The sequence below is a fragment of the Exiguobacterium sp. s138 genome, from assembly GCF_018618775.1.
Classification (GTDB): domain Bacteria; phylum Bacillota; class Bacilli; order Exiguobacteriales; family Exiguobacteriaceae; genus Exiguobacterium_A; species Exiguobacterium_A artemiae.
Genome location: NZ_JACSMW010000001.1, coordinates 562,350 through 584,934 on the forward strand (window position 1 = coordinate 562,350; position 22,585 = coordinate 584,934).

A 22,585-nucleotide genomic window follows, 5' to 3' on the forward strand; every position below is an offset into this window, starting at 1 on the left:
AGCCGGGGACAGCGTTGTTTTAAGACGACTTAGGTGTGCGTACTACATAATAGATACCGGAGAGAATCAGGAAAACGAGTCCGATCAGAATCGAGACGCGGGTCTCATCATTGAACAACATTCCGACGAGGACGATCAGCAGCATCACAATCGTGATGTAGTTCGTATACGGTGCGCCGGGCATCTTAAACGGGTGATCGGCAATCCGGTTGGCTTCGATTTTCCGGTACTGGATGTGGCTGATCAAAATCGCGAACCACGGTACCATTCCCGGTAAGACCGACGCACTGTAGACATAGACGAAGATATTCGTGTCTTTGCCGAGAAACAATGGCAGGACGATGTCGAGGATGATTCCGACAAAGATACCGGCTGACACGGCAAGGACCGTGTAGAGTGGAATCCCGTTTTTGTTGACCTTCAGGAAAAGCGACGGCATCTGTCCTTTTTCCGCGAGCGTATAAATCATCCGGCTCGAGCTGAAGATGCCGGAGTTACAACCGGACATCGCAGCCGTGATGACGACGACATTGATGACGGCTGCTGCGGCTGTAATCCCGACTTTAGCAAACGTCGCAACAAACGGGCTGCCGAGATCTGCCAGCTGATCCCATGGATAGACGGTGACGATGATGAAAATTGCTCCAACGTAGAAAATCAGGATCCGCCAGATGACGCCGTTGATGGCACGGGTGATGTTCGTTTCCGGATCCTTCGTCTCCCCGGCTGTCACACCGATTAGTTCAACGCCGATATAAGACGCGAAGACAATCGAGAGGGCGAAGAAGAAGCCGCTGACGCCGTTCGTGAAGAAGCCGCCGTGTGACCACAGGTTCGAGAAGCCGATCGGCGTCCCGTCGTTTCCGAAACCAAACAGGATGATGCCGAGACCGGCGATGATCATCAGGATGATTGTGATAACTTTGACGGAGGCAAACCAAAATTCGAGTTCACCAAACATTTTGACCGAGGCGAGGTTCGCAAGCGTCAGGATGACGATGACGACGACACCCGGAATCCAGGTCGGTAGATCCGGCCACCAAAACCGCATGTAGGTCCCGACGGCAATGACTTCACTCATCCCGACAATGACCCAGTTGAAAATGTTGCTGCTCGCCGTCATGAAGCCGGCTGCCGGATGAATGTAATCATTCGCGAACTTTGCATACGATCCGGTGTGTGGATGGGTGTAGACCATCTCACCTAAGGCGCGCATGATTAAAAAGATGAAGGCCCCTGCCAACATGTAGGCAAGAATGACAGATGGACCGGTCCAGGCAATCGTACTTGACGATCCAAGAAATAGGCCGACGCCGATGGTCCCCCCTAAGGCAATCATTTGTACTTGTCGTGCTGTTAATTCCCGCTTTAAGTTCGATTCCATAAGTACCCCCATGTACCAAAAAATGATTACTCTTGAACTTGTCAGACAAGTCCGAAACACTATAACCATGAGTATACTATCTTAAAAAAGAGAATTGAAAGCTTTTTCTGAAAACATTTTCGTTTTTCCTAATATAAATGAAAAGAAATGAAAAAAAGCCGAACCCCTTCAAAATGAAGGGATTCGGCAACTTGTCATTTTGGAATGAAATCTGTAAACGTTCCCGCATAAAGACGGGTATCCGTAGAGAGGACGATTCGGTTTTGGCGCATTTTGATGGTTCCTTGCAGCGGAGAGCCTTTTTCCGACTCGAATAAAATCCGTGCCATCTCGACATACCTATCGCCTTCCCGCTTTAGCAAATACGTATGTTCATTGTCCGTTGAAATCAAATACCCGCCTTGGACGACGAAATCTGAAAAATGCCGACGCGGGACTTGATAGCTTGTACTGTTTCCTTGATGAAAGTGGACGACCCGGTAATCCGGATGATAAAAGAACCAGGCATCGTCCGACGCACAGACGTTCAGCGCATAACAGTCATCAATCGGATAATCCTTGTTCTTAAAAACGGCTTGTCCAAATTCATCGAAGACTACTAATCCAAAGGAACCAACCGAATTGGTCACGGCATCGGCAAAGACGCCCTCATCGAAGTAACTGACCCAAATTTGGTTTTTTTCATCAATATGGACGTTTTGAATCCCGTCATCAAGACAAAAACTATCGAGGAGATGTCCCGCTGAATCGTAAATAAAAGCATTCGGCAGCCACAAACCGTCGATATCATCGTCGCATCGTGAAGCGACAAGGAGAATCCGTCCGTCAGAAAATGAGTCGACATAACTGAAATCTGTTTCGGCCTGAGCGATGATCGTCGTTGTCCGCCATTGGTCATGCAGACGATGGACATGCAGTACGTTCCGATGTCGTTTTGTATCATAAATTTCTTCAATCATCATGATTTGTCCTGAAATCGTCAATCCCGTGGCAATGTGTTTACCGGTAACTTGAGACGCCGTAACGCGGTCGAGGTGAATTTTTAATGTGTTGGAAGTATCCAAGATAAGTCGCTCCTTTTTAAAAACAGTCTGCCGCGGGGACAGACTGCAAAACTTGAATTAGGTTGTACGTTGACGCTTTTTCAGGAAGACATATAAGAGAATCATAACGACAGCAGCAATCAGGACACCGTTCGTATAAGGTGCGGCCACTTCTTTAATCGAGCGCCAGTTCGTTCCGAGCGTCTCACCGAGGTAGAGGAAAAGAATCGACCAGGGAATGATGGCGAGGACAGTGTAGAATGAGAATTTCGTCTGATCCATTTTTGCAAGACCGGCTGGAATCGAAATCGCATGACGGACGACCGGAATGAAGCGGGCTCCGAAAATGACGCCTTGTCCGTATTTCAGGAACCAGCGTTCTGCGAGATCGAGATGGTGTTCCGTAATCAGCAGGTACTTTCCGTATTTTAAAATCAATGGTCGACCGCCGTAACGGGCAAACCAGTATAAAAATAATTGCGAAAACAAACCGCCGATGACAGCAGCAACAACGGCAAGCGGCCAACCGATCGTTCCTTGGGAAATCATGAATCCACCGTAAGACAAGACGATTTCGCTCGGAATGATCTCAATCATCAATCCTAAGGCAATACCGAAATACCCTAGATCAGCGAGGTATAATAAAACGTTATTAACAACTTGAGATAACACATCGAACACTCCTTCAGCTTCACTTCATTCCTTTATATTAGAGAAGAAAGCCGGAAAATGAAAGAAAAAATCTTTAATCTGACGAAGCAAATATTTACTAAGCATCTTTAAGTAGAAGGTACAGCCCGTTTAATGAAGCAAAATGATTCAAAAAAAGAACCAATACCGATTATGGCATTGGTTCCTGAAAACATACTTTTTATAACACCATCGCGGCAATCGTTCCGAAAACGAGCAGCGGCAGATTGTAGTGCAGGAATGTCGGGATGACGGTTTCCCGCATGTGATCATGCTGTCCGTCAGCGTTCAGTCCACTTGTTGGACCGAGCGTCGAATCGGATGCCGGGCTTCCGGCGTCGCCAAGGGCACCGGCCGTCCCGATGATAGCAATCGTCGCTTCCAGACTGAATCCGTACTGGACACAAAGCGGGACGAAAATCGCAGCGATGACAGGAACCGTCGAGAAACTCGAGCCGATCCCCATTGTGACGAGCAGTCCGATCAATAGCATGACGAAAGCGGCAACGAGTTGGGAATCGCCCATCAAGGCTTTTGAATTCTCAACGAGCGGATCGATGTCACCGGTTTTCCGGAGGACGTTCGAAAATCCATTCGCTGAAATCATGACGAATCCGATGAACGACATCATTCGCATACCTCGGGTGATGACATCGTCTGCTTCACTGAAGCGGACGAGACGAAGAAGGAGAAACAGGACGAGACCTGTTGTCGCAGCAAAAATCATCGATTCGGTCGTCAGCTGGACAGCGAGTGTCGCGAGGACGACGAGTCCGCTGAGGAACAATTTTGTTTTCGTGATGACGGGAATCTCATAGTCGTCCGGTGCGATGTTCCTCATTTCGTATTCCCGTGGTTTCCGGTAAACGTAAAGACCAATCAACAGACCAACGAGCATTCCGAGTGCCGGAATCGCCATTGCCTGAATGACGGAAGCACCAGCCGTGTCCATTCCGTTTTTCGAAATGTTCGGCAAAAGGATCTGGTTCAAGTAGATATCCCCGAAGCCGACCGGCAGGAACATGTACGGTGTGACGAGACCAAACGTCATGACGATGGCAATCAGGCGACGGTCAATCTTCATCTCATTAAACAGACCGAGGAGCGGTGGAATGATGATCGGGATGAAGGCGATGTGAATCGGCAAGACGTTTTGTGAGCTGATCGCGAGTAACAAGATTGCAAAGACGATAAAGCCTTTTAACTTCTTGACTGACGCCGCGTCAGCGGATCCTTTTGAACGTTTGATCAGAGCATGTGCCAACGCATCCGGAAGTCCGGTTTTCGACAAGGCGACAGCAAACGCACCGAGTAAGGCATAACTGAGGGCGATTTCGGCCCCGGCGCCAAGTCCTTCAGCAAACGTCGCGATCGTCTTGTTGATGCCGAGACCGCCGATCAGTCCGCCGGCGACGGCACTGAGAACCATCGCGAGGACGATATGGACCCGGAAGATGGCTAAAAGAAATAATAGAGCAACGGCAATAATGACTGCATTAAACATGAACTAAAACCACACTTTCTTTTGGTATCACTGTACTATACTAAAGTATCATACAGACCGATCTTTTGACTGTCAAGAAAAAAACACAAAAAAGGTATGACCGACGTCAAATTGAGGTTGGCCATACCTTTCTTCTTCATTAAAACGTGATTCAGCAATCGACTTGGTCGAGTTTACCTGTTCCCGGATCGATGACAAGTCCGTGGACTTCCGTGCCCGGTGGCAACAATGGATGGTTTTTGATCAGTCCGACCGAGTGGCTGACATTTTCTTCGACCGATGTGAAGCCGCGTAACCATTGCTTCAAATCGACGCCGGAAGCATCCAGCGTGTGCAGAACCTGTTCATTGATGCCACGATCCTGCATCTCGGCGATCATCTTCGCCGGGTCAATCGTGCTCATGCCGCAGTCATGATGTCCGATGACAATGACTTCTTCCGCACCGAGGGCGTAGAGGGCGACGAGAATTGACCGCATGACAGATCCGAATGGATGGGACAGGACGGCTCCGGCATTTTTGATGATTTTCGCATCACCGTTTTTCAGACCAAGTGCGTGGGGAAGGAGCTCCGTCAAACGTGCATCCATACAGGTCAGAATCACAACCTTCTTATCCGGGAACTTATCCGAGATGAATGGTTCGTATTGTTTCTCTTCGACGAACTGTTGATTAAACGCAAGCATTTGATTAACGACTGACATGAAACTTCCTCCTTTAAGACAAATGAATGATGGAACTATTCCTAGCGTACACGATGAACGATTGGTCAGACAAGCAGATTCATAGATTGCTGTGACAGTTATCACAGCGAGTGATCGAAAAGACGGACCGTTATGTCAGAACAGGTCATTTCGATGAAAACGCTCTCATTCATGTGAAATAGTTCACAGGATAGCCATGCACAAATGTAACAAAAGGCGGTATGATTGATTTGTGAAGGAAAGCACAAACTATTGAAAATCAGCTTGGCATTCCTAACATCTAATAGGGAATTGCAGACTCAGATTCGTTCCAAAATAGGGAGGAAACCTAACATGGCTGTCAAAGAAAAAATCAAACAAGATGTCTCACCTGTCGAACAAGCAATCAATCAAATCGTCGCGAAAGGTCAAACGGCACTTCAAGAATTACTGACATTTGATCAAACGAAAATCGATACGATCGTGCGGGACATGGCGCTCGCCGGTCTTGAACGTCACGTCGAACTGGCGCGTCTCGCGGTTGAAGAGACAGGACGCGGTGTCTTTGAAGATAAAATGATCAAAAACATGTTCGCAACAGAATACATCTACAATAGTCTCCGGAATGAAAAAACGGTCGGGATTTTAGAAGAAGACGTCCAAAACGGTATCACGTACATCGCGGAACCGGTCGGTGTCGTCTGTGGCGTCACACCGGTGACGAATCCGACGTCAACGACGATGTTCAAAGCGTTGATCGCGATCAAGACGCGTAACCCGATTGTGTTCGCCTTCCATCCATCAGCACAAAACTGTTCCCTCGAAGCAGCGAAAACATTACGCGATGCGGCCGTCAAAGCGGGTGCACCAAAAGATTGTATCCAGTGGGTCGAACAACCGTCCCTCGAAGCAACAAAAGTTTTGATGAACCACACGGACATCGCGATGGTCCTTGCGACAGGCGGAGCCGGCATGGTCAAATCCGCTTACTCGACCGGAAAACCGGCGCTTGGTGTCGGACCGGGGAACGTACCGTGTTACATCGAAAAAACCGCTAAAATCAAACGCGCCGTCAGTGATTTGGTCCTCTCGAAAACATTTGATAACGGAATGATTTGTGCGTCCGAGCAAGCCGTCATCGTCGATCAAGAGATTTATGCGGAAGTCCGGGCAGAGATGGAAGCACTCGGTTGTTACTTCTGTACACCGGATGAGAAAAAACGTCTCGAAGCACTCGTCATCAAAACCGATACATGTGCCGTCAATGCGGATATCGTCGGAAAACCTGCGACATGGATTGCAGCAAAAGCCGGCATCGATGTTCCGGGCAACACCGTCATGCTCGTCGCGGAACTCGAAAAAGTCGGAGCGGAAGAACCGTTATCACACGAAAAACTAAGTCCGGTTCTCGGTGCGTACAGCGTTGCGTCAACGAATGACGCCTTCCATGTCGCGGAACGGATGCTTGAAATCGGCGGACTCGGTCATACGGCGGTTATTCACACAACAGATGATGAGTTGATGACAGCGTTTGGTCTCCGGATGAAAGCCTGCCGGATTCTCGTCAACAGTCCGTCAGCACACGGCGGAATCGGCGATCTCTACAATGAATTGACACCGTCACTCACACTCGGTTGCGGATCATACGGGAAAAACTCGGTCTCAGAAAACGTAACGGCGAAACATCTACTCAATGTCAAAAAGGTGGCGAGACGACGCGTGAACATGCAGTGGTTCAAAGTACCGGAAAAGATTTTCTTTGAGAAAAACTCGGTTCAATACTTGAAATCGATTCAAAATGTCTCACGAGCATTGATCGTCACCGATCAATCGATGGTTGAGTTCGGTTATGCCGACAAAGTCATCCGTAACTTGCCTGCAGGCGTCAGCTACCGGATCTTTGACCAAGTCGAACCGGATCCATCCGTGACGACCGTTCAAGTCGGTGCCCAGGCGATGCGTGACTTTAAACCGGACCTGATCATCGCCCTCGGTGGCGGATCGGCGATGGATGCTGCGAAAGGGATGTGGTTGTTCTACGAGCAGCCAAACGAAACGTTCTCGAACCTCCGTCAAAAATTCATGGATATCCGGAAACGGGCCTATAAATTCCCGGAACTCGGTAATAAAGCGAAGTTCGTCGCCATTCCGACGACATCCGGTACGGGATCAGAAGTCACACCGTTCACTGTCATCACCGATAAAGAGAAAAACGTTAAGTATCCGATTGCTGACTATGCGTTGACACCAGACGTTGCGATCGTTGATCCGGAGTTCGTCATGACGGTGCCTGCCTCTATCACGGCCGATACAGGGATGGATGTCCTGACCCACGCGACGGAAGCGTTCGTCTCTGTCCTTGCGAACGACTACACGGATGGATTGGCATTAAAAGCAATCAAGATGATTTTTGAGTACTTGCCACGCGCTTACGATAACGGTTCAGACGCCGAAGCACGCGAAAAAGTCCACAATGCGTCAACGATGGCCGGAATGGCGTTTGCGAATGCCTTCCTCGGCATCAACCACTCAATCGCGCACAAAATCGGTGGGGAGTTCCACACACCACACGGTCGGACAAATGCGATTCTGATGCCACACGTCATCCGTTACAATGCAACAAAACCAACGAAACTGGCTGCTTTCCCGAAATACGAGTCGTTTATCGCGGATGAACGGTATGCGGAAATCGCCCGTTACCTCGGTCTGCCGGCAGCGACGACAGAACAAGGTGTCGAATCATTCATCCAAGCTGTCAGTGAACTCGGACAACGCCTCAACATCAAGATGTCGTTCAAAGCCCAAGGAATCAAAAAAGCCGACTTTGAAGCGAAACTCGACAAGATGGCAGTCGACGCGTTTGAGGATCAATGTACAACAGCGAATCCGAAAATGCCGCTTGTGACGGAACTCCGTCAAATCATGGAATTTGCGTACGAAGGTATTTAAATAGAGAGAAAAAAATACCATGGCAATTGAAAAGAGCCTTGCTTCCGGTTAACGGAGGCAAGGCTTTCGTGTGTTCATAATCGTGAAGTAAAGTTTACTCATTTGTTAATCACGATCGATAACTGATAATTCACATGCTCATTTAATTCAGTTAAAAACGAATCCAGTTCCTTGTTCGATGGAAAACGACACTCCAATAGATAACAACTGTCCCCGCTGATTTTATAATTATTCAGAACATATAATGGATGTTTTTTGAGAAACGAGAGATACGGCTGGTGATGGGTATCTTTCGTATAGATACTAATCATCGCATGAATCGTATAGCCCATCTTTAAAGGGTTAACAAGAATCGTATACCCTTCGATGATGCCTTGATCCTCTAATTTTAAAACCCGGGCCGATGTTGCGGGTCCACTTAAGTGAATTTTTTGACCCAATTCTTTCATCGTGATCCGGCTGTTTTGTGACAGCTCGTTGATGATTTGTAAGTCCGTTTGATCCAACACGATTTCAAATCCCTTCATAAGTAAAGTAAAACGGCAAAAATACCTTCAGTAAGCTCTGTATCGGGATGACGTTCAAATTATATACTAGGCTCCTAACAACGAAAAGGAGTGGTATACATGAACATCCAACATATCCGCAATGCAACGTTAAAACTGGACTATGCCGGTAAAACATTTTTGATTGACCCGTTTTTAGCAGACAAGGGAGCATATCCGGCATTTCCAAATTCGGCACGACAAGATCAAAAAAATCCGTTAAACGAATTGCCGGTTTCACTCGACTCTATTATCGAGGCAGATGCTGTCATTGTCACACATTTGCACCTCGATCATTGGGACGATGTGGCAAAAGAAGTACTATCAAAAGACATTCCTTTGTTCACTCAGAATGAACAGGATGCCCAAGAAATTAGAAACAGCGGATTCCAAAACGTCAAAGTCTTACAAGAAGATACCGTTTTTGAAGGAATTCAGTTGATTCAAACAAAAGGCGAGCACGGCAGAGGACCCATTTTGGAAATCGCCGGTTCGGTATGCGGAGTCGTCTTTAAACATGAAGATGAAAAAACCGTATATATCGCTGGCGACACGGTCTGGTATGAAGAAGTGGAGAAAGTGATCAAGCAGCATCAACCGGAAGTCATCGTCGTCAACGCAGGCGACAACCAGTTTGTGGAAGGTGGCTCACTGGTGATGGGAGCGGAAGACGTCTTAGCTGTCCACGAGGCCGCACCAACCGCACGGATTCTTTCCGTCCATATGGAAGCTGTGAATCACTGGGCATTGTCTCGGACAAATTTAAGAACGTTTGCCGTTGAACATCACTTTTCTTCTCAACTCATCGTGCCGGAAGATGGCGAGCGGTTTGTGTTTTAAGTTTAACTGGAGTTGCCGTAATTTTTGGAGGCACTCATTTTGAAACAGATAGAGAAACGGTCTTTATGGACAAAAGAATTTGTGCTGTTATCAAGTATCAACTTTTTCTTGATTTTTATCAAAATTAGGCGAGAATACTCCCACTTCTAAACGAAGTGAAAGTGGGAGATGAATCGCTGGCCTGCCTTTCGGGTATATTCCCCTTGAAGGAGGTGAAAAATGGTGTTGAAGCACAAGGCCTACAAATTCAGAATCTACCCCACAAAAGAGCAGGAAATCCTGATTGCGAAGACAATCGGGTGTTCGCGCTTCGTTTTTAACCACTTCTTGGCGAAGTGGGAGAAAATGTACAAGACCACTGGAAAAGGACTGTCCTACGGTTCTTGTTCTAAAGAAATTCCTTTGTTGAAGCAGGAGTTCGACTGGTTGAAGGAAGTCGATAGTACATCTGTTCAGATCAGCGTCAAACATCTTGCTGATGCGTTTGACCGCTTCTTCAAGAAGCAGAATAAACGCCCTCGATTCAAGTCCAAGCGCCATCCCGTCCAGTCGTACAAGACCAACATCCAAGGCAAAAACCAGCTTCCTGAAGTCTCGATTGGATGCAACAAGCTCAAACTTCCGAAGCTGAAATGGGTTCGTTTCGCCCATTCGAAACAGGTCACAGGCCGTATCTTGAACGCCACAATCCGAGGTAACGCGTCAGGAAAACACTTCGTTTCCCTGCTCGTCGAGCAGGAGATCAACGAGCTGCCGAAGACCGGTTCATCTGTCGGCGTCGACGTCGGACTCAAGAACTTCGCCATCCTGTCGGACGGCACGATCTATAAGAACGACCGTTACTTCCGTAAGCTCGAGAAGAAACTGGCGCGCGAACAGCGCAAGCTCTCCCGCCGTCAACGCATCGCTTTGAACAAGAAAGTCACGCTTTCCGAGGCGAGGAACTATCAGAAGCAGAAGCGAAAGGTTGCCCGTATCCATGAGAAGATCGCCAACAAGCGAACAGACTTCCTGCACAAGGTATCGAACGAAATCGTCAAAAACCACGACGTCATCGGCATCGAGACCTTGCAGGTGAAGAACATGCAGAAGAACCGCAAGTTGAGCAAGGCCATCTCGGACGTCAGCTGGTCGGCGTTCTTCCACATGCTGGAGTACAAGGCGGAATGGTACGGGAAGACCGTCGTGAAAGTCGGCAAGACCTTTGCTTCCAGTCAACTGTGCTCGAGTTGCGGCCATCAACACAAAGACGTGAAGCATCTTGGCTTGCGTGAATGGACATGTCCGAATTGCGGCATCCACCACGACCGGGATGTGAACGCAGGACTGAATCTTAAACGAGAGGCTGAACGAATCTTGGCTTCTTCAACCGTCGGGACGACGGGGCTAGCCTGATAAGGTTTCGACCGGTAGGTCGGATAACTCAGGAATCCTCCACCTCTAAGCAAAGCGTAGGTGGAGGTAGTTCAACAGTTGCTGCGAAAGTTTGCGGGGAACCTGCTATTCCTTCTCTTTAAACCGCGTATTACCAAAACAAATTTGAATCGTTAACCAGTATCAACGAAACCAGTTCCAATACATCGTCCCTTGCGAAACAATCAGATAATCAAGCCACTTATCGAAGGAGAACGGGAGTCGTTCGAAATCAGAATCTTCGTACGTCAGGAATTCACCGGTCCAGATCCGATTGCCACCTTCACTGATCGATTCGCAAACGAGCCATTCGCCGTCAGGTCCGGCACCAATCGGGATAAAGCCCGGTGGACATTCCCAAATCGGGAGGTACGTCAAAATATCATCAATCGAAAACAACTCGAAACCTCCACCGCCGTCCGGCGTGAAATAAAGACGAGCACCATTGTGAATACTTAAAAAATGTACGATTTCTTTTGGTGTGTCTTTTGGGAGTCGAGCCAATTCTTCGGGGCTGGCGCCTGAGTGGAAGGTGAACGACTCGACCTCGACGTATCCTTCTTCCTTTTGCACTTCGAGCTGACCGTTTTCTAAGCGGGCCTGTAATTGAAGTAATGTTTCCATCCCTGCCTGATACATGTCTTTAGTTCATCCCCTTCAAAAAGTCTTTTGCGACTCGATTCTTTGGTTCCATCCGTAAGATTTCATTCGCCACAGCGAGGGCTTCCTGTTTTGGTGTGACTTGATCGGGCACTTCCGCTAAAAATAACAAATACTCCAGGAAAGTGACGTCTTGACGATGGGTCAGGGCAACTATTCGCTGAACATGGTCATACGCTCGGTAGTAGGCGCGGTCATAATGACAAAAAGGATGGATCAATAGACCAAACGCTAACTCGTGCAGTTTGACTGTTTCTTTTTGTTCAATCAGATAACAGACGAACTGATACAAAATGTCTGTCTCGTGATCAAAGGCGTCCCCGATGAATTCATCACTGATTTCATCGATGTCATACGTCTCAAATAAGATTTTTGCCTTGCCGAATTGATTCATTTTAATCAGTGTCGTGAGGTAAGTGTAATCGATTGGCATTTAAATCCAGTTCCTTACTGAAAAGTACTCGTCGTGTTCTGTTGACTGTCATGCCACCACATTTTAATCACCGGACACAGCGCTTCGTAGTCTTTGAGTGCTTTTAACGTCTCGTGCACCTGTTGAACGGCAACTTGTTGCTCCTTTTCAGTTACGGGTTCAAGGTGAAGAGCTTTGGACAGACTATAGGCAAGCCATCCGAGTTTACTCGCATATCCAGCAGACAGAGCGGGCTCAAGAGGGTAGTCAAGTCGACCGCCTGCCGAACGATACCCTTTGACGAATGCCTCGAAATGATTTCGTCGCACACGATTTTGCTCATCGAGCGACCAATAGAGGACTGTTTCTAAAAAATCGTGCATCGGATGAATCGGACCGGCCGATTCCCAGTCGATGAGAACCGGTGCACCGCACTTCCATAACACGTTTTTGGCATCCAAATCGCGGTGACTGAGGACCGATGTTCCTCGCCATTGTTTTAGGGCAGAAGACGCTTCGTTGTCCCAACGCTTGATTCGTCTTAAATCCGACAAGTAAGGTTCTAGCACTGTGAGTCCTTGCTGACGGATTTTTTCTGCGAATGTGTCCCATGGAAGCGGAGACTCTGGTGATGCAGGGGTTTGTTGAATCGTCAGCGAGGACAGGTCCGCAGCGTGGATCTGCGCCAACTGTTCGCCGATCAGTTCAGCGTGGCTCGGTGTGACTTGGTTAATCGGCAAGATCGAACCGTCCACCCACGGGAAGACAAGGTAATAGTGTGTACCGATTTGTTGCAAGGCAGATCCATCAATCGTCAAGGCAGGCAGAGCGGAGACTTTGCCTGCTAAAGCGTTGACAATCCGTTCCGAGTCGATGAAGTTTTGTCGTGCGGTCGGACGAGAAAGGATGGATGGATTCAGCAACTTCACCGCATATGTCCCGGTCGTTGTCTGAATTTGATTCATCTGATGCAGGAGACCACCGGACAGTACTGTCGGTTTCGTAAGCAGTTGACCAATTTTTGATTGCTTGATGATGTTCTCAAAGAGTATTTGATTTGCGTTTGTCGTCACGTCGTTCCTCCTCGTAAAAGCAAAATCCCTCTTCCATACAGATTTGGTTATAATTAGAGTATATCGTACAGAAACGACTAGAAGTCATTGAAATTAGGCGGTTGGCGTTTCTGAACGGCATAGAACAGGAATAATCAAACAAAGGAAAAGGAGGGATTGACGATGGAGCAACGACAAGAGCGGCGCAACAGGCGTTTCTCGATTATGGATTTCGTGTTCGGGATCGGGTTTGGTCTCATTTTCTTTGCCGTGTTATATGGCCTGATGACAGTCGTAACCGGACAAATCGAGTCTTCCAGTGATTATCAGTCACTCGTCGCGCAAATGCAGGACGCGGACGTTACCTGGGGAAGCAGTGACGTGACGGTCACCTTGATGCTGCTGTTTATCGGCGGACTCGACGTAACGATGCCGGCTGCCGTCCGGGAAGCAATCATCAACCAAGTAATTGGTGCCAGTTCGGCCGGTGATGTCCTGTCTATCTTCGGAATCGATTTGAACCAGGTTCTATCACCGCTGACGTTCGACGTGACGTATGGTTCCTTGTTGCTGTCGGTATTTGGTATCGTTTTTGTTTTTATTCTCTTTTTAATGATGCGGATCAAAGCCAACCGGCTCGGCTGGACAGTCCGGTCCGTCAGTTTTTTGATAACGGCGTGGATTGGCTGGTTCATGCTCGTTCAGCGCAGTGATTCGATTCCCTTTTTATCGTTCCAGGACGGTGTGTTGACCCAAGGGTTGCTTGCGCTCGGCATCGTGATTGCATTAAGTTATCTGGCCTTGTATCCGCAAGGGTTGTCCGGGTTGTCGGCAGCCGCCCGGGGAAGCTTGCTTGTCTTAATGTTTGCGAGCTGTCTTCAGCTGTATCTCGTCGTGACGGATGAAACGCAGTATGACGGGGATTCGGCCCTTCGGACAGCTTTGACCGTCGCCAGTCTTGATGCCGGCAGCGGCGGGATGTATGATTTGTTGCATGGTGGACAGATCACCTATAAGGCGAATGTACTCGGTGCGGACGTCGATGTACCGGTGACGATGCTGAACGGGGAAACTTCAACCGGTCAATTAAATCAATCGATTGAAGACGTTTTGGCAGAAGTCGACACCGATCGGGTGACGGAACAACTGTTGACGATTCTCGGCGGCGAACGTCCTGATTTATCCGATACCCGGTTAAATCTTGAACCGATTGATTACGGTATCGCCCGGCAGACGATTCAAGCGCTTGATGCCGAATCGGCCGGAGTCACGCCGGAGCCGGTCAACTCGGAAAGTGCGTACTGGATCTTGATTCTGATTCCGTTTATTCTGTATCTGCTCGCTGGTATCCGGTCCTTCAAGAGCGTCCTTGATCCGATTGTTTTTGCGGTTCTCGTCGGAGTCATAAGTTTCCTTGTCGCACAAGCGACGACGGCAGACTTTACCGTTGCCTGGCGCAATGAAGCGTTACTGCAATTTTCACAGCAACCGACCGGACTGACACCGCTCTATGCTGCGGGGATGGCATTGATTGCCGGATTGATCGGATTTGTCATCAAACGAAAACCAACTGTATAGTCGAGGACGCCGGTTGGCCTGAAAGGGCAGACCGGCGCTTTTTCTTTGGCATGTAAAGTTCATTTGAAGATTATTAAGCCAGTATTTGGAATTAGTTAAGCAGGTTAAATAAGACGGATGTCCGACCTATTCAAAGAAGCTATAAGCTACAATGAAAGCGTGTTAAATTAGTTGAGCAGTCATTTATACTTAGGGGGAAATCAGATGAAACAAATCACGAAAATCGTCATGGCCAGCACGTTGATCGCACCGATGCTTGCGCCCGTCATTCAAGTTAAGACACTCGCCGCCGACAACAGCGTCGTCAAACTTCGTTTTTTAGAGACCACTGATTTACATACAAACTCGATGAACTACGATTACTTCAAGGATGCGCAAGATGAGACGATTGGTCTTGTCAAAGCTGCGACCGTCATCAAACAGGAACAAAACGTCGTCGGCGAAGCCAACAGCTTCGTATTCGATAACGGGGATACGTTACAAGGGACACCGTTTGGCGATTACGTCAAAAATCAGTACGACAAAGGCAACAAAGGGAAACACCCGATGTACGAACTGATGGAATACATCGGTTATGACGCCGTGACACTCGGGAACCACGAGTTTAACTTCGGACTCGACTTCCTGAAGTCAGCGATGAAAGCATCAAGCGGCGAAATCAAGTTCGTGAACTCGAATGTGCTCGATGCCGTTACGAAAAAACCGATCGTTTCCGAGTTCAACACGGACGGGAAGGATTATCAAATCATCGAACGTCAAGTCAAAGACCAAAACGGTCAGATGAAAACGGTCAAAGTCGGTGTCTTCGGGGTCGTCACACCACAAATCATGGCGTGGGATGCCGGCAACCTGACAGGAAAAGTGACAGCGGAAGATATCGTTCCGGTCGCTAAAGCTACAGCGAAAAAATTAAAAGACGCCGGTGCAGACGTCGTCGTCGCACTTGCCCATACAGGAATCGGGGATACAGCGGATCAAAAAGACGGCGATGAAAACGTCGGGTACGCGTTGACAAAAATCGCGGACATCGATGTCTTGATGACCGGTCACCAGCACGGAAAATTCCCGGACAAGACATCAGCGTTCAATAACTTACCGAACGTCGACGCAGCAAACGGTCTCATCAACGGCAAACCGGTTGTCATGGCCAACACACAAGGGAAAAACGTCGGCGTGATTGATTTGCAATTGAAGCAGGACGGTGAGAAATGGGTCGTCGATACAGCCGGCTCAAAACTGGCAGACGTCACGAAAGACACGGCGGCAGATGCCGGTGCCGTCAAATTAATCGAAAAAGCACACGAAGGCACACTCGCCTACATCCGCCAGCAAGTCGGAACAATCAATGATGATATCCAAAGCTTCTTTGCACTCGTTCAGGATGACGATTCCGTCCAGTTCGTCACGAACGCACAAAAATGGTATGTCGAGAAACAACTCAAAGAAAATGCCGATCTTGCCCAATATAAAGACTTACCGCTCTTGTCTGCCGGTGCACCGTTTAAAACCGGCGGCCGCAATCAAGTGAACGCGTCAGACTACACGTTGATCAAAAAAGGTCCGATCGCGTTGAAAAACGTCGCCGATCTGTATGTTTATCCGAACACACTCGAAGTCGTCAAAGTGACAGGAGCCGACATCAAAAACTGGCTCGAGATGTCAGCCGGTCAATTCAATGAAGTGACGGATGCAAAGACGGATTTGCTGAACAAAGAGTTCCGCAGCTACAACTTCGATATTTTGGACGGTTTGACATACGATATCGACATCACGAAACCGGCGAAGTTTGACTTTAACGGTGTGGTCGTCAATGAAGACGCAAGCCGCGTTCAAAACATCAAGTACCAAGGCAAGGAAATCAAGGACGATCAGGAGTTCCTCGTCGCAACGAACAACTATCGTGCCGGCAGTGCGACTTTCCCGGGCCTTGGTCAAGGAAAGAAAATCGTCTACAAATCGGCTTACGAAACACGCAACGTCATCTCGGACTTCATCAAAGCAAAACAACCGGTTGATTATCAAGCGGACAACAACTGGTCACTCGTCGCAAGCAAACCGATCACGGTTGATTTTGATTCAGCCGAAGCCGCAGCGGACTACACGAAACGTTACGAAGGCATCACGAACACGGGCGTTAAACGCGCCGGTGAGACCGGTACGTTCCTGAAGTTTAAACTCGACGTCCCGATGAAAGACTTTAACGTCAGCGTCAGCGCTGTCAAACCGGGAGCGAAACTCGTCACAGGAACAGCCGTCGCCGGAGCAAAAGTCACAGTCAAACGCGGTACGACGGTACTCGGTACGGCGACAGCCGACGAAACCGGCAAGTATGCCGTGACGGTCCGTCCGGTCAAACTGCGTGACAAGTTGACAGTCGTCTCGGAACTCGGTTTCATGAAAAAAGAAACGACAGTAACAGTCGGGACAGGCGTCGTTGCGACACCGGCCATCGACAAGAAATCAGCCGTCTACGGTTCGACGGTCTTAACAGGAAAAGCAACGGAAGGGCTTGATGTCACGCTGTATAAAGGCTCGACGAAAATCGCGAAAGCGAAGACGACGGCAAGCGGCTTCAAGATTCCGGTCAAAAACGGTTTAATGACAGGGACGTACACGGTCAAATCGACGGATATCTCAAACAAGATTACGAAAAAAGCGTCGTTCACGATCAAAAACACGTACCCGGTCAAAAAATGGGCAGGTAAAAAGACTTTAACGGGCAAAGTCGAAAAACGTCAAATCGTCCGCCTGTTCGAAAAAACAAGCAGCGGTTACAAGCTGATTGCGCAAGACGTTGCGGATAACCACGGCAACTACGTCCTGAAGATGCGGACTGGTCTTGCGACAGGTTCATACAAGATGAACATCTATACAGCATCGGACCGTCTCGATCAGTCCCGTTACTTCATCACGAAAAAATAATGCAGGAAAACGGCTTCTCGTCTGAGGAGTCGTTTTGGTTTTGACGAAAAAACTGGCATACTACATACGAGGGGAGAGGGCACCATGCGGCAAGTCATCGTCACACCATATCAAGCGTCGTGGCCGGAGGCGTTTCAAGAGGCAAAAGAGCAGTTGGAGAAGATTTTCGGCGACCGTCTGCTGGCGGTTCATCACATCGGCAGTACAGCGGTCCCGGGACTATCGGCAAAACCGATTCTCGATATTCTGCCGGTCGTCGATTCACTCGACGGGATTGAAGCGTTTGACGCGGCGATGGAACAAATCGGCTATGAAGCGAAGGGCGAGTTCGGGATGCCCGGGCGCCGTTATTACCGGAAAGGCGGAGACGCGCGGACGCATCACATTCATCTTTATGCGGACGGTAATCCGGAAATCATGCGTCACGTCGTCTTTCGGGATTACTTGCGGGAACACCCGCAGGAAGTCGAAGCATACAGTACAATCAAAGAGCGACTGGCGAACCGGTATCCGGAAGACATCAGCGCCTACATTGCCGGCAAGGACAGCTTCGTCAAAGCAATGGAGCTGCGGGCACTGGCCTGGTGGTCGCATGACTGACTGGCAACAGGCACTTGACCGGCATGTTGGTGTCGGCGTCCGGACGACACGCGAGCTGATCCGGTTGATTCAGCCGGAGGATTGGGACAAACGTCCGATTTCCGGCAAACGGTCCGTCTATGAAGTGGCGGTTCATCTCGCTGTGTTGCTCGAAGCCGATCTGCGGATTGCAACAGGGGCGACAGCGGACGAGATGGCACAGTTCTATGCCGTTCCGGTGCTGCCGGAGCAACTTGTCGACCGGCTGGACCAGTCGTGGCAGTATTATCAAGATCGGCTTATGGCCGATTTTTCGACGGAGACGACCTACTGGGGCGTCACCGACAGCACGACCGGTTGGCTGCTGGAAGCAGCTGTCCATTTGTACCACCACCGGTCACAGTTATTTGATTACTTGAACCTGCTTGGGTATGACATCAAGCTGGATTTGTTTGAATAGGAGAGGATTTATAATGGAACGGATTGTCGATACAGCAGACGGTCGCTTTGATACACGTTTGACAGGGACGGGCAATGTGACATTCATTCTTGATCATGGAATGATGTCGAGTCATTACCAATGGGGCTGGCTCCGCGGGGAACTTCTGAAACAGGGACGGGTCTTTGAATACTCCCGGCTCGGGTACGGCAAGTCGACCCGTGGTAAAACGAAACGCCTGTTTACGCAACAAGCGGACGAACTGGAACGGGTCCTCGCATTGCTTGGGATTAAAGGACCGTTCGTCTTCATCGGGCATTCCCTCGGTGCCTACATCTCGCTTGAACTCGGACACCGCCGTCCGGACGAGACGGCAGGAATCGTTCTGCTCGACCCGTCGCATCCGGAAGTTGATGCCGAATTGCCGAACTGGTACGAACGGACGCAGGAGGAATGGAACCGTTTTTTGTATGTTTTAAGTCATGTCCGGCCACTCGCCTGGCTGATTCCGGATGATCTCGGCGCGCGTATGTTTACGAGTCTGCCGGAAGCCGACCGCATTCCGATGTGGCGGAACATGGCACGGAAAAACCACTGGCGGGGGACGCTGGATGAGTGGCAGGCAGTCGAAGCGAATAACCAGCATGTCTTGGAAGTCGTCGAGCATATCACGCCGCCGGTCCTCGTGTTATCCGCATCGGACTGGGCCGGTGGAATGCCCGAGAACTGGCTGAACCCGGAACTGACGAAGCGGATCAATGCGGCGCATGAACGGTTTGCTGCGAGTTTGCCGGACGCGGAATTTCACGTCATTCCAAATACGAATCATTACACGATTGCTGGTTTTTCGGAAGAGGCCGCGACAACAATCGTCCGCTTGATCCGCAACGCCTTTTTTAAATAAGTCTGATTCCTGGATCCCGTTTCCATGACGCCTTGAGGATTGTCATGGAAGCGGGAATTTTTTCATATTGTAAAACAGCAGTTGACAGGCTAAACCGGAACGATTACTATTTAAAACGTAATGATTCCGATTTAAAAAGGAGACTGTGTATGAACCCGATTCCGATCACCGTCTTGTCCGGCTACCTGGGTGCCGGCAAGACAACTGTATTAAATCATCTGTTGAACAACCGGCAAGGACGCAAGCTTGCTATCATCGTCAACGATATGAGTGAAGTCAATATCGATGCCGTTTTGATTGAACAAGGCGGCTTTTCACGGACGGAAGAATCATTCGTGACGCTATCGAACGGTTGCATCTGCTGTACGCTGCGGGACGATTTACTGCTCGAAGTCCGACGCCTCGTTGATCAGGGCGATATCGACGGCATCGTCATCGAATCAAGCGGGATCTCGGAACCGATTCCGGTCGCCCAGACGTTTACATACCTGGACGAAGACAGTCAGATCGATTTGACGGAGACGACGAAAATCAATGCGATGGTGACGGTCATCGACGGCTATCGTTTCCTGAAAGACTTTGAGTCCGGTGAATCGTTGATTGAGCGGCAACAAGCGGTCGACGAGACGGATGTCCGGGAAGTCGTCGATCTCCTCGTCGATCAGGTCGAGTTCGCGGATATCATTTTGCTGAACAAGATCGACCGGTTGACCGAGTCGGAAAAACATGATGTCACAAGCTACTTAAAGGCGCTCAATCCGATTGCCAAACTGATCGAGACGACCCACGGGCAAGTCGATCCGGCTGAGATTCTTGACGTTGATCTGTTTGACTTCGAACAGGCGGCAGCAAGTGCCGGCTGGATCCGTGAGCTGAACGCGGAGGAACATGTCCCGGAAACGGAAGAATACGGGATCAGCTCGTTCGTCTACAAGCGCGATGTCCCGTTTCATCCCGAACGGTTGATGGCACTGATTGAGGCCTGGCCGGAAGAAATCGTTCGCGCGAAGGGTTTTGTCTACCTTGCGACGCGCCCGGAAATCGCCTTGCTGTTCCATCAGGCGGGATATGCGTCGAATATGGAATACGCCGGACGCTTCGAGTCAGTCGCGGATCGCCGGACGGAGTTGGTCTTGATCGGGATTGGTTTCGATCAGGTAACGCTTGAAGCGGAGTTCGACACCTGCCTCGTTCAAGAGGACGAAACGGATTGGGTCAGCCTGAGTGATCCGATTCCGGGACGCGAGCTATACGATCTGAATTTTTCAAAATAGGTCAACTTTTCAAGAAATCACATCTGTGGTTTCTTTTTTTGCTATATTTTTAGAGAAGACAGGGAATTAGAAGAACAGAGTACGTTACAGAGGAGGAAGTCTAGTGCGCAATCGGATTTTACAGTTCGCGCTCGTGTTTTTAGTCGCAGGCGGAATCATTTGGGGACTATACCAATTGGGCTACCTGTTTTATGTTTTGACGATTTCCGCGACCGTCGTACCCTTGGCCGTCATCATGATCATCTTCATCGAAAACCGGACGGCGGAGTCGACGATTGCCTGGTTTTTAGTTTTGATCTTCTTACCGATTCTCGGTGTCATCATCTGGATGATGTTCGGGCGCAATCCGCGCCGCCGTCGCCGGAACCGGCGGTCGCACGATGAACGGATGTTGCTGAAACAGGCAATCCGTCCCGTCCGGTCGCTCGCGGTCAGTGAGTTGCCGCCGAACCACCTGAAGCTTGCCAATACGATCCGCAACTTTGGTGGCGGTGGGGTCGACGTCCATACAGCCAGTCAAATCCTGACGAACGGCAACGAGACGTTCCCGGAAATTCTCCGGATGATCCGCTCTGCCAAGCATCATGTTCACATCCAGTATTACATTTACCGGAACGACGAGACCGGGCAGGCGATCCGCGAAGCATTGATTGACCGGTTGAACGACGGAGTCGAAGTCCGGTTCATGTTTGACGGTCTTGGCAGTTACATGCTCGGCGAAGGATTTTTAAAACCGCTCCGGGAAGCCGGGGCAAAGATTGCCGCCTATGATCCCATCTCCAGTCCGTTGTTCATCTTTACGGCGAACTTCCGCAATCACCGGAAAATCGTTGTCGTCGATGGCAAAATCGGTTTTACCGGTGGACTGAACGTCGGCGACGAGTATGACGGTAAAAGTAAGAAGTTCGGCTTTTGGCGCGATACCCACCTTCGGCTCGAAGGACGGGCCGTCAAGGAACTGCAGGCAACGTTCCTCGACGATTGGCTCTATGCCCATTTAGAAGGCAGTGATACGTGGGAGACGTTTGCCGGCGAAGGGGCAATCGATCAATACTTCCCGAAACACGATGTCGAGACCGACGGCGCGGTCCAGATCGTGACGAGTGGACCGACGTCAAAAGATCCGGCGATCCGGAACGCGTTGATTGCCGCCATCATCTCGGCCCAGCGCTCGATCTGGATTTCGACGCCGTATCTGATTCCGGATAACGAGACGATGACACTGCTCCGTCTTGCGGCCCGTGCCGGACTGGACGTCCGGATTCTGACACCGGGTAAGGGAGACAGTTTTACCTCCTACTATGGAACCCGGTCCTATTTCGGACCTTTGTTAAAAGATGGAGTCAAAATTTATACGTATAACCGGCACTTCATCCATGCCAAACTGTTCCTCGTCGATGGAAAGATTGCCGTCGTCGGAACGGCGAACATGGATATCCGGAGCTTCGTTTTGAACTACGAACTGATGGCCTTTATGTATGATTCCGAGAGTGCGGCCCGGCTCGAACGCGATTTCATCGATGATTTCGACGTCTCGATTCAGTTGTCCTCGGCGGATTATGTCAAACGGCCGATGCGGTTCCGGATTTTTGAATCGTTCTCCCGTTTGATTTCACCATTGTTATGATCACAAGCGTACCGTCCTTGATTTTCAAAGGACTGGTGCGTTTTTTGATTAACTGTCACTTGAAACGGGAACAACAACTCTTATACAC

The 22,585-nt window shown here is 49.4% G+C and carries 19 protein-coding genes; 10 read left to right on the forward strand and 9 right to left on the reverse strand.

The window, feature by feature from the left end:
* Positions 1–19 precede the first annotated feature (19 nt).
* The 5 genes from KNP91_RS02880 to KNP91_RS02900 form a co-directional block, all read right to left on the reverse strand.
* Positions 20–1,384, reverse strand: a complete 1,365-nt coding sequence (locus KNP91_RS02880; RefSeq protein WP_214765017.1) for an amino acid permease — start codon at positions 1,382–1,384, stop codon at positions 20–22.
* A 194-nt stretch (positions 1,385–1,578) separates the two neighbouring features.
* A complete protein-coding gene (locus KNP91_RS02885; RefSeq protein ID WP_131502865.1) occupies positions 1,579–2,448 on the reverse strand; it encodes a hypothetical protein in 870 nt (289 codons plus the stop codon).
* Between the two features lie 57 nt (positions 2,449–2,505).
* Complete coding sequence (gene uptA, locus KNP91_RS02890) at positions 2,506–3,099, reverse strand: undecaprenyl phosphate transporter UptA (RefSeq protein WP_131502864.1); 594 nt, start codon at positions 3,097–3,099, stop codon at positions 2,506–2,508.
* 199 nt (positions 3,100–3,298) lie between these two features.
* On the reverse strand, positions 3,299–4,621 hold the full coding sequence (locus KNP91_RS02895) for a Na+/H+ antiporter family protein (RefSeq protein WP_026828620.1): 1,323 nt from the start codon (positions 4,619–4,621) through the stop codon (positions 3,299–3,301).
* A gap of 151 nt (positions 4,622–4,772) precedes the next feature.
* Positions 4,773–5,324: a beta-class carbonic anhydrase gene (locus KNP91_RS02900; protein ID WP_026828619.1), complete on the reverse strand. Its 552-nt coding sequence runs from the start codon at positions 5,322–5,324 to the stop codon at positions 4,773–4,775.
* A 333-nt stretch (positions 5,325–5,657) separates the two neighbouring features.
* On the opposite strand from KNP91_RS02900, the gene adhE reads away from it, so the two are divergent.
* Positions 5,658–8,252: a bifunctional acetaldehyde-CoA/alcohol dehydrogenase gene (gene adhE, locus KNP91_RS02905; RefSeq protein WP_214848493.1), complete on the forward strand. Its 2,595-nt coding sequence runs from the start codon at positions 5,658–5,660 to the stop codon at positions 8,250–8,252.
* Between the two features lie 98 nt (positions 8,253–8,350).
* Here adhE and KNP91_RS02910 read toward each other — a convergent pair whose 3' ends face one another.
* Entirely contained in the window at positions 8,351–8,761 is a 411-nt protein-coding gene (locus tag KNP91_RS02910) for an Lrp/AsnC family transcriptional regulator (RefSeq protein ID WP_131502861.1), read from the reverse strand.
* A gap of 117 nt (positions 8,762–8,878) precedes the next feature.
* On the opposite strand from KNP91_RS02910, the gene KNP91_RS02915 reads away from it, so the two are divergent.
* Together KNP91_RS02915 and tnpB are read left to right on the forward strand one after the other, a co-directional pair.
* Complete coding sequence (locus KNP91_RS02915; protein WP_214848496.1) at positions 8,879–9,637, forward strand: MBL fold metallo-hydrolase; 759 nt, start codon at positions 8,879–8,881, stop codon at positions 9,635–9,637.
* Positions 9,638–9,859: 222 nt separating this feature from the next.
* Positions 9,860–11,032, forward strand: coding sequence for an IS200/IS605 family element RNA-guided endonuclease TnpB (tnpB, locus tag KNP91_RS02920; protein ID WP_214848754.1), 1,173 nt, complete (start codon positions 9,860–9,862; stop codon positions 11,030–11,032).
* A 162-nt stretch (positions 11,033–11,194) separates the two neighbouring features.
* Here tnpB and KNP91_RS02925 read toward each other — a convergent pair whose 3' ends face one another.
* The 3 genes from KNP91_RS02925 to KNP91_RS02935 are packed head-to-tail and all read right to left on the reverse strand — an operon-like array spanning position 11,195 to position 13,195.
* Positions 11,195–11,689, reverse strand: a complete 495-nt coding sequence (locus KNP91_RS02925) for an SMI1/KNR4 family protein (protein WP_214848499.1) — start codon at positions 11,687–11,689, stop codon at positions 11,195–11,197.
* Positions 11,690–11,693: 4 nt separating this feature from the next.
* Positions 11,694–12,143, reverse strand: a complete 450-nt coding sequence (locus KNP91_RS02930) for a hypothetical protein (RefSeq protein ID WP_214848502.1) — start codon at positions 12,141–12,143, stop codon at positions 11,694–11,696.
* A gap of 14 nt (positions 12,144–12,157) precedes the next feature.
* Positions 12,158–13,195, reverse strand: coding sequence for a phosphotransferase (locus KNP91_RS02935; RefSeq protein WP_214848505.1), 1,038 nt, complete (start codon positions 13,193–13,195; stop codon positions 12,158–12,160).
* Between the two features lie 162 nt (positions 13,196–13,357).
* Between KNP91_RS02935 and KNP91_RS02940 the strand changes: the two genes are divergently transcribed.
* From KNP91_RS02940 to KNP91_RS02970, 7 genes are all read left to right on the forward strand, one after another.
* Entirely contained in the window at positions 13,358–14,752 is a 1,395-nt protein-coding gene (locus KNP91_RS02940; protein WP_214848508.1) for a hypothetical protein, read from the forward strand.
* 204 nt (positions 14,753–14,956) lie between these two features.
* Entirely contained in the window at positions 14,957–17,674 is a 2,718-nt protein-coding gene (locus KNP91_RS02945) for a bifunctional 2',3'-cyclic-nucleotide 2'-phosphodiesterase/3'-nucleotidase (RefSeq protein WP_214848511.1), read from the forward strand.
* A gap of 84 nt (positions 17,675–17,758) precedes the next feature.
* Positions 17,759–18,274, forward strand: a complete 516-nt coding sequence (locus KNP91_RS02950) for a GrpB family protein (RefSeq protein ID WP_214848513.1) — start codon at positions 17,759–17,761, stop codon at positions 18,272–18,274.
* Positions 18,267–18,713, forward strand: coding sequence for a DinB family protein (locus KNP91_RS02955; RefSeq protein WP_214848516.1), 447 nt, complete (start codon positions 18,267–18,269; stop codon positions 18,711–18,713). Before KNP91_RS02950 ends, KNP91_RS02955 begins: the two co-directional genes overlap by 8 nt.
* Positions 18,714–18,726: 13 nt before the next feature.
* Positions 18,727–19,596, forward strand: a complete 870-nt coding sequence (locus tag KNP91_RS02960) for an alpha/beta fold hydrolase (RefSeq protein WP_214848519.1) — start codon at positions 18,727–18,729, stop codon at positions 19,594–19,596.
* Positions 19,597–19,745: 149 nt separating this feature from the next.
* On the forward strand, positions 19,746–20,870 hold the full coding sequence (locus tag KNP91_RS02965) for a GTP-binding protein (RefSeq protein ID WP_214848522.1): 1,125 nt from the start codon (positions 19,746–19,748) through the stop codon (positions 20,868–20,870).
* Between the two features lie 103 nt (positions 20,871–20,973).
* On the forward strand, positions 20,974–22,497 hold the full coding sequence (locus KNP91_RS02970) for a cardiolipin synthase (RefSeq protein WP_214848525.1): 1,524 nt from the start codon (positions 20,974–20,976) through the stop codon (positions 22,495–22,497).
* Positions 22,498–22,585: the final 88 nt, after the last annotated feature.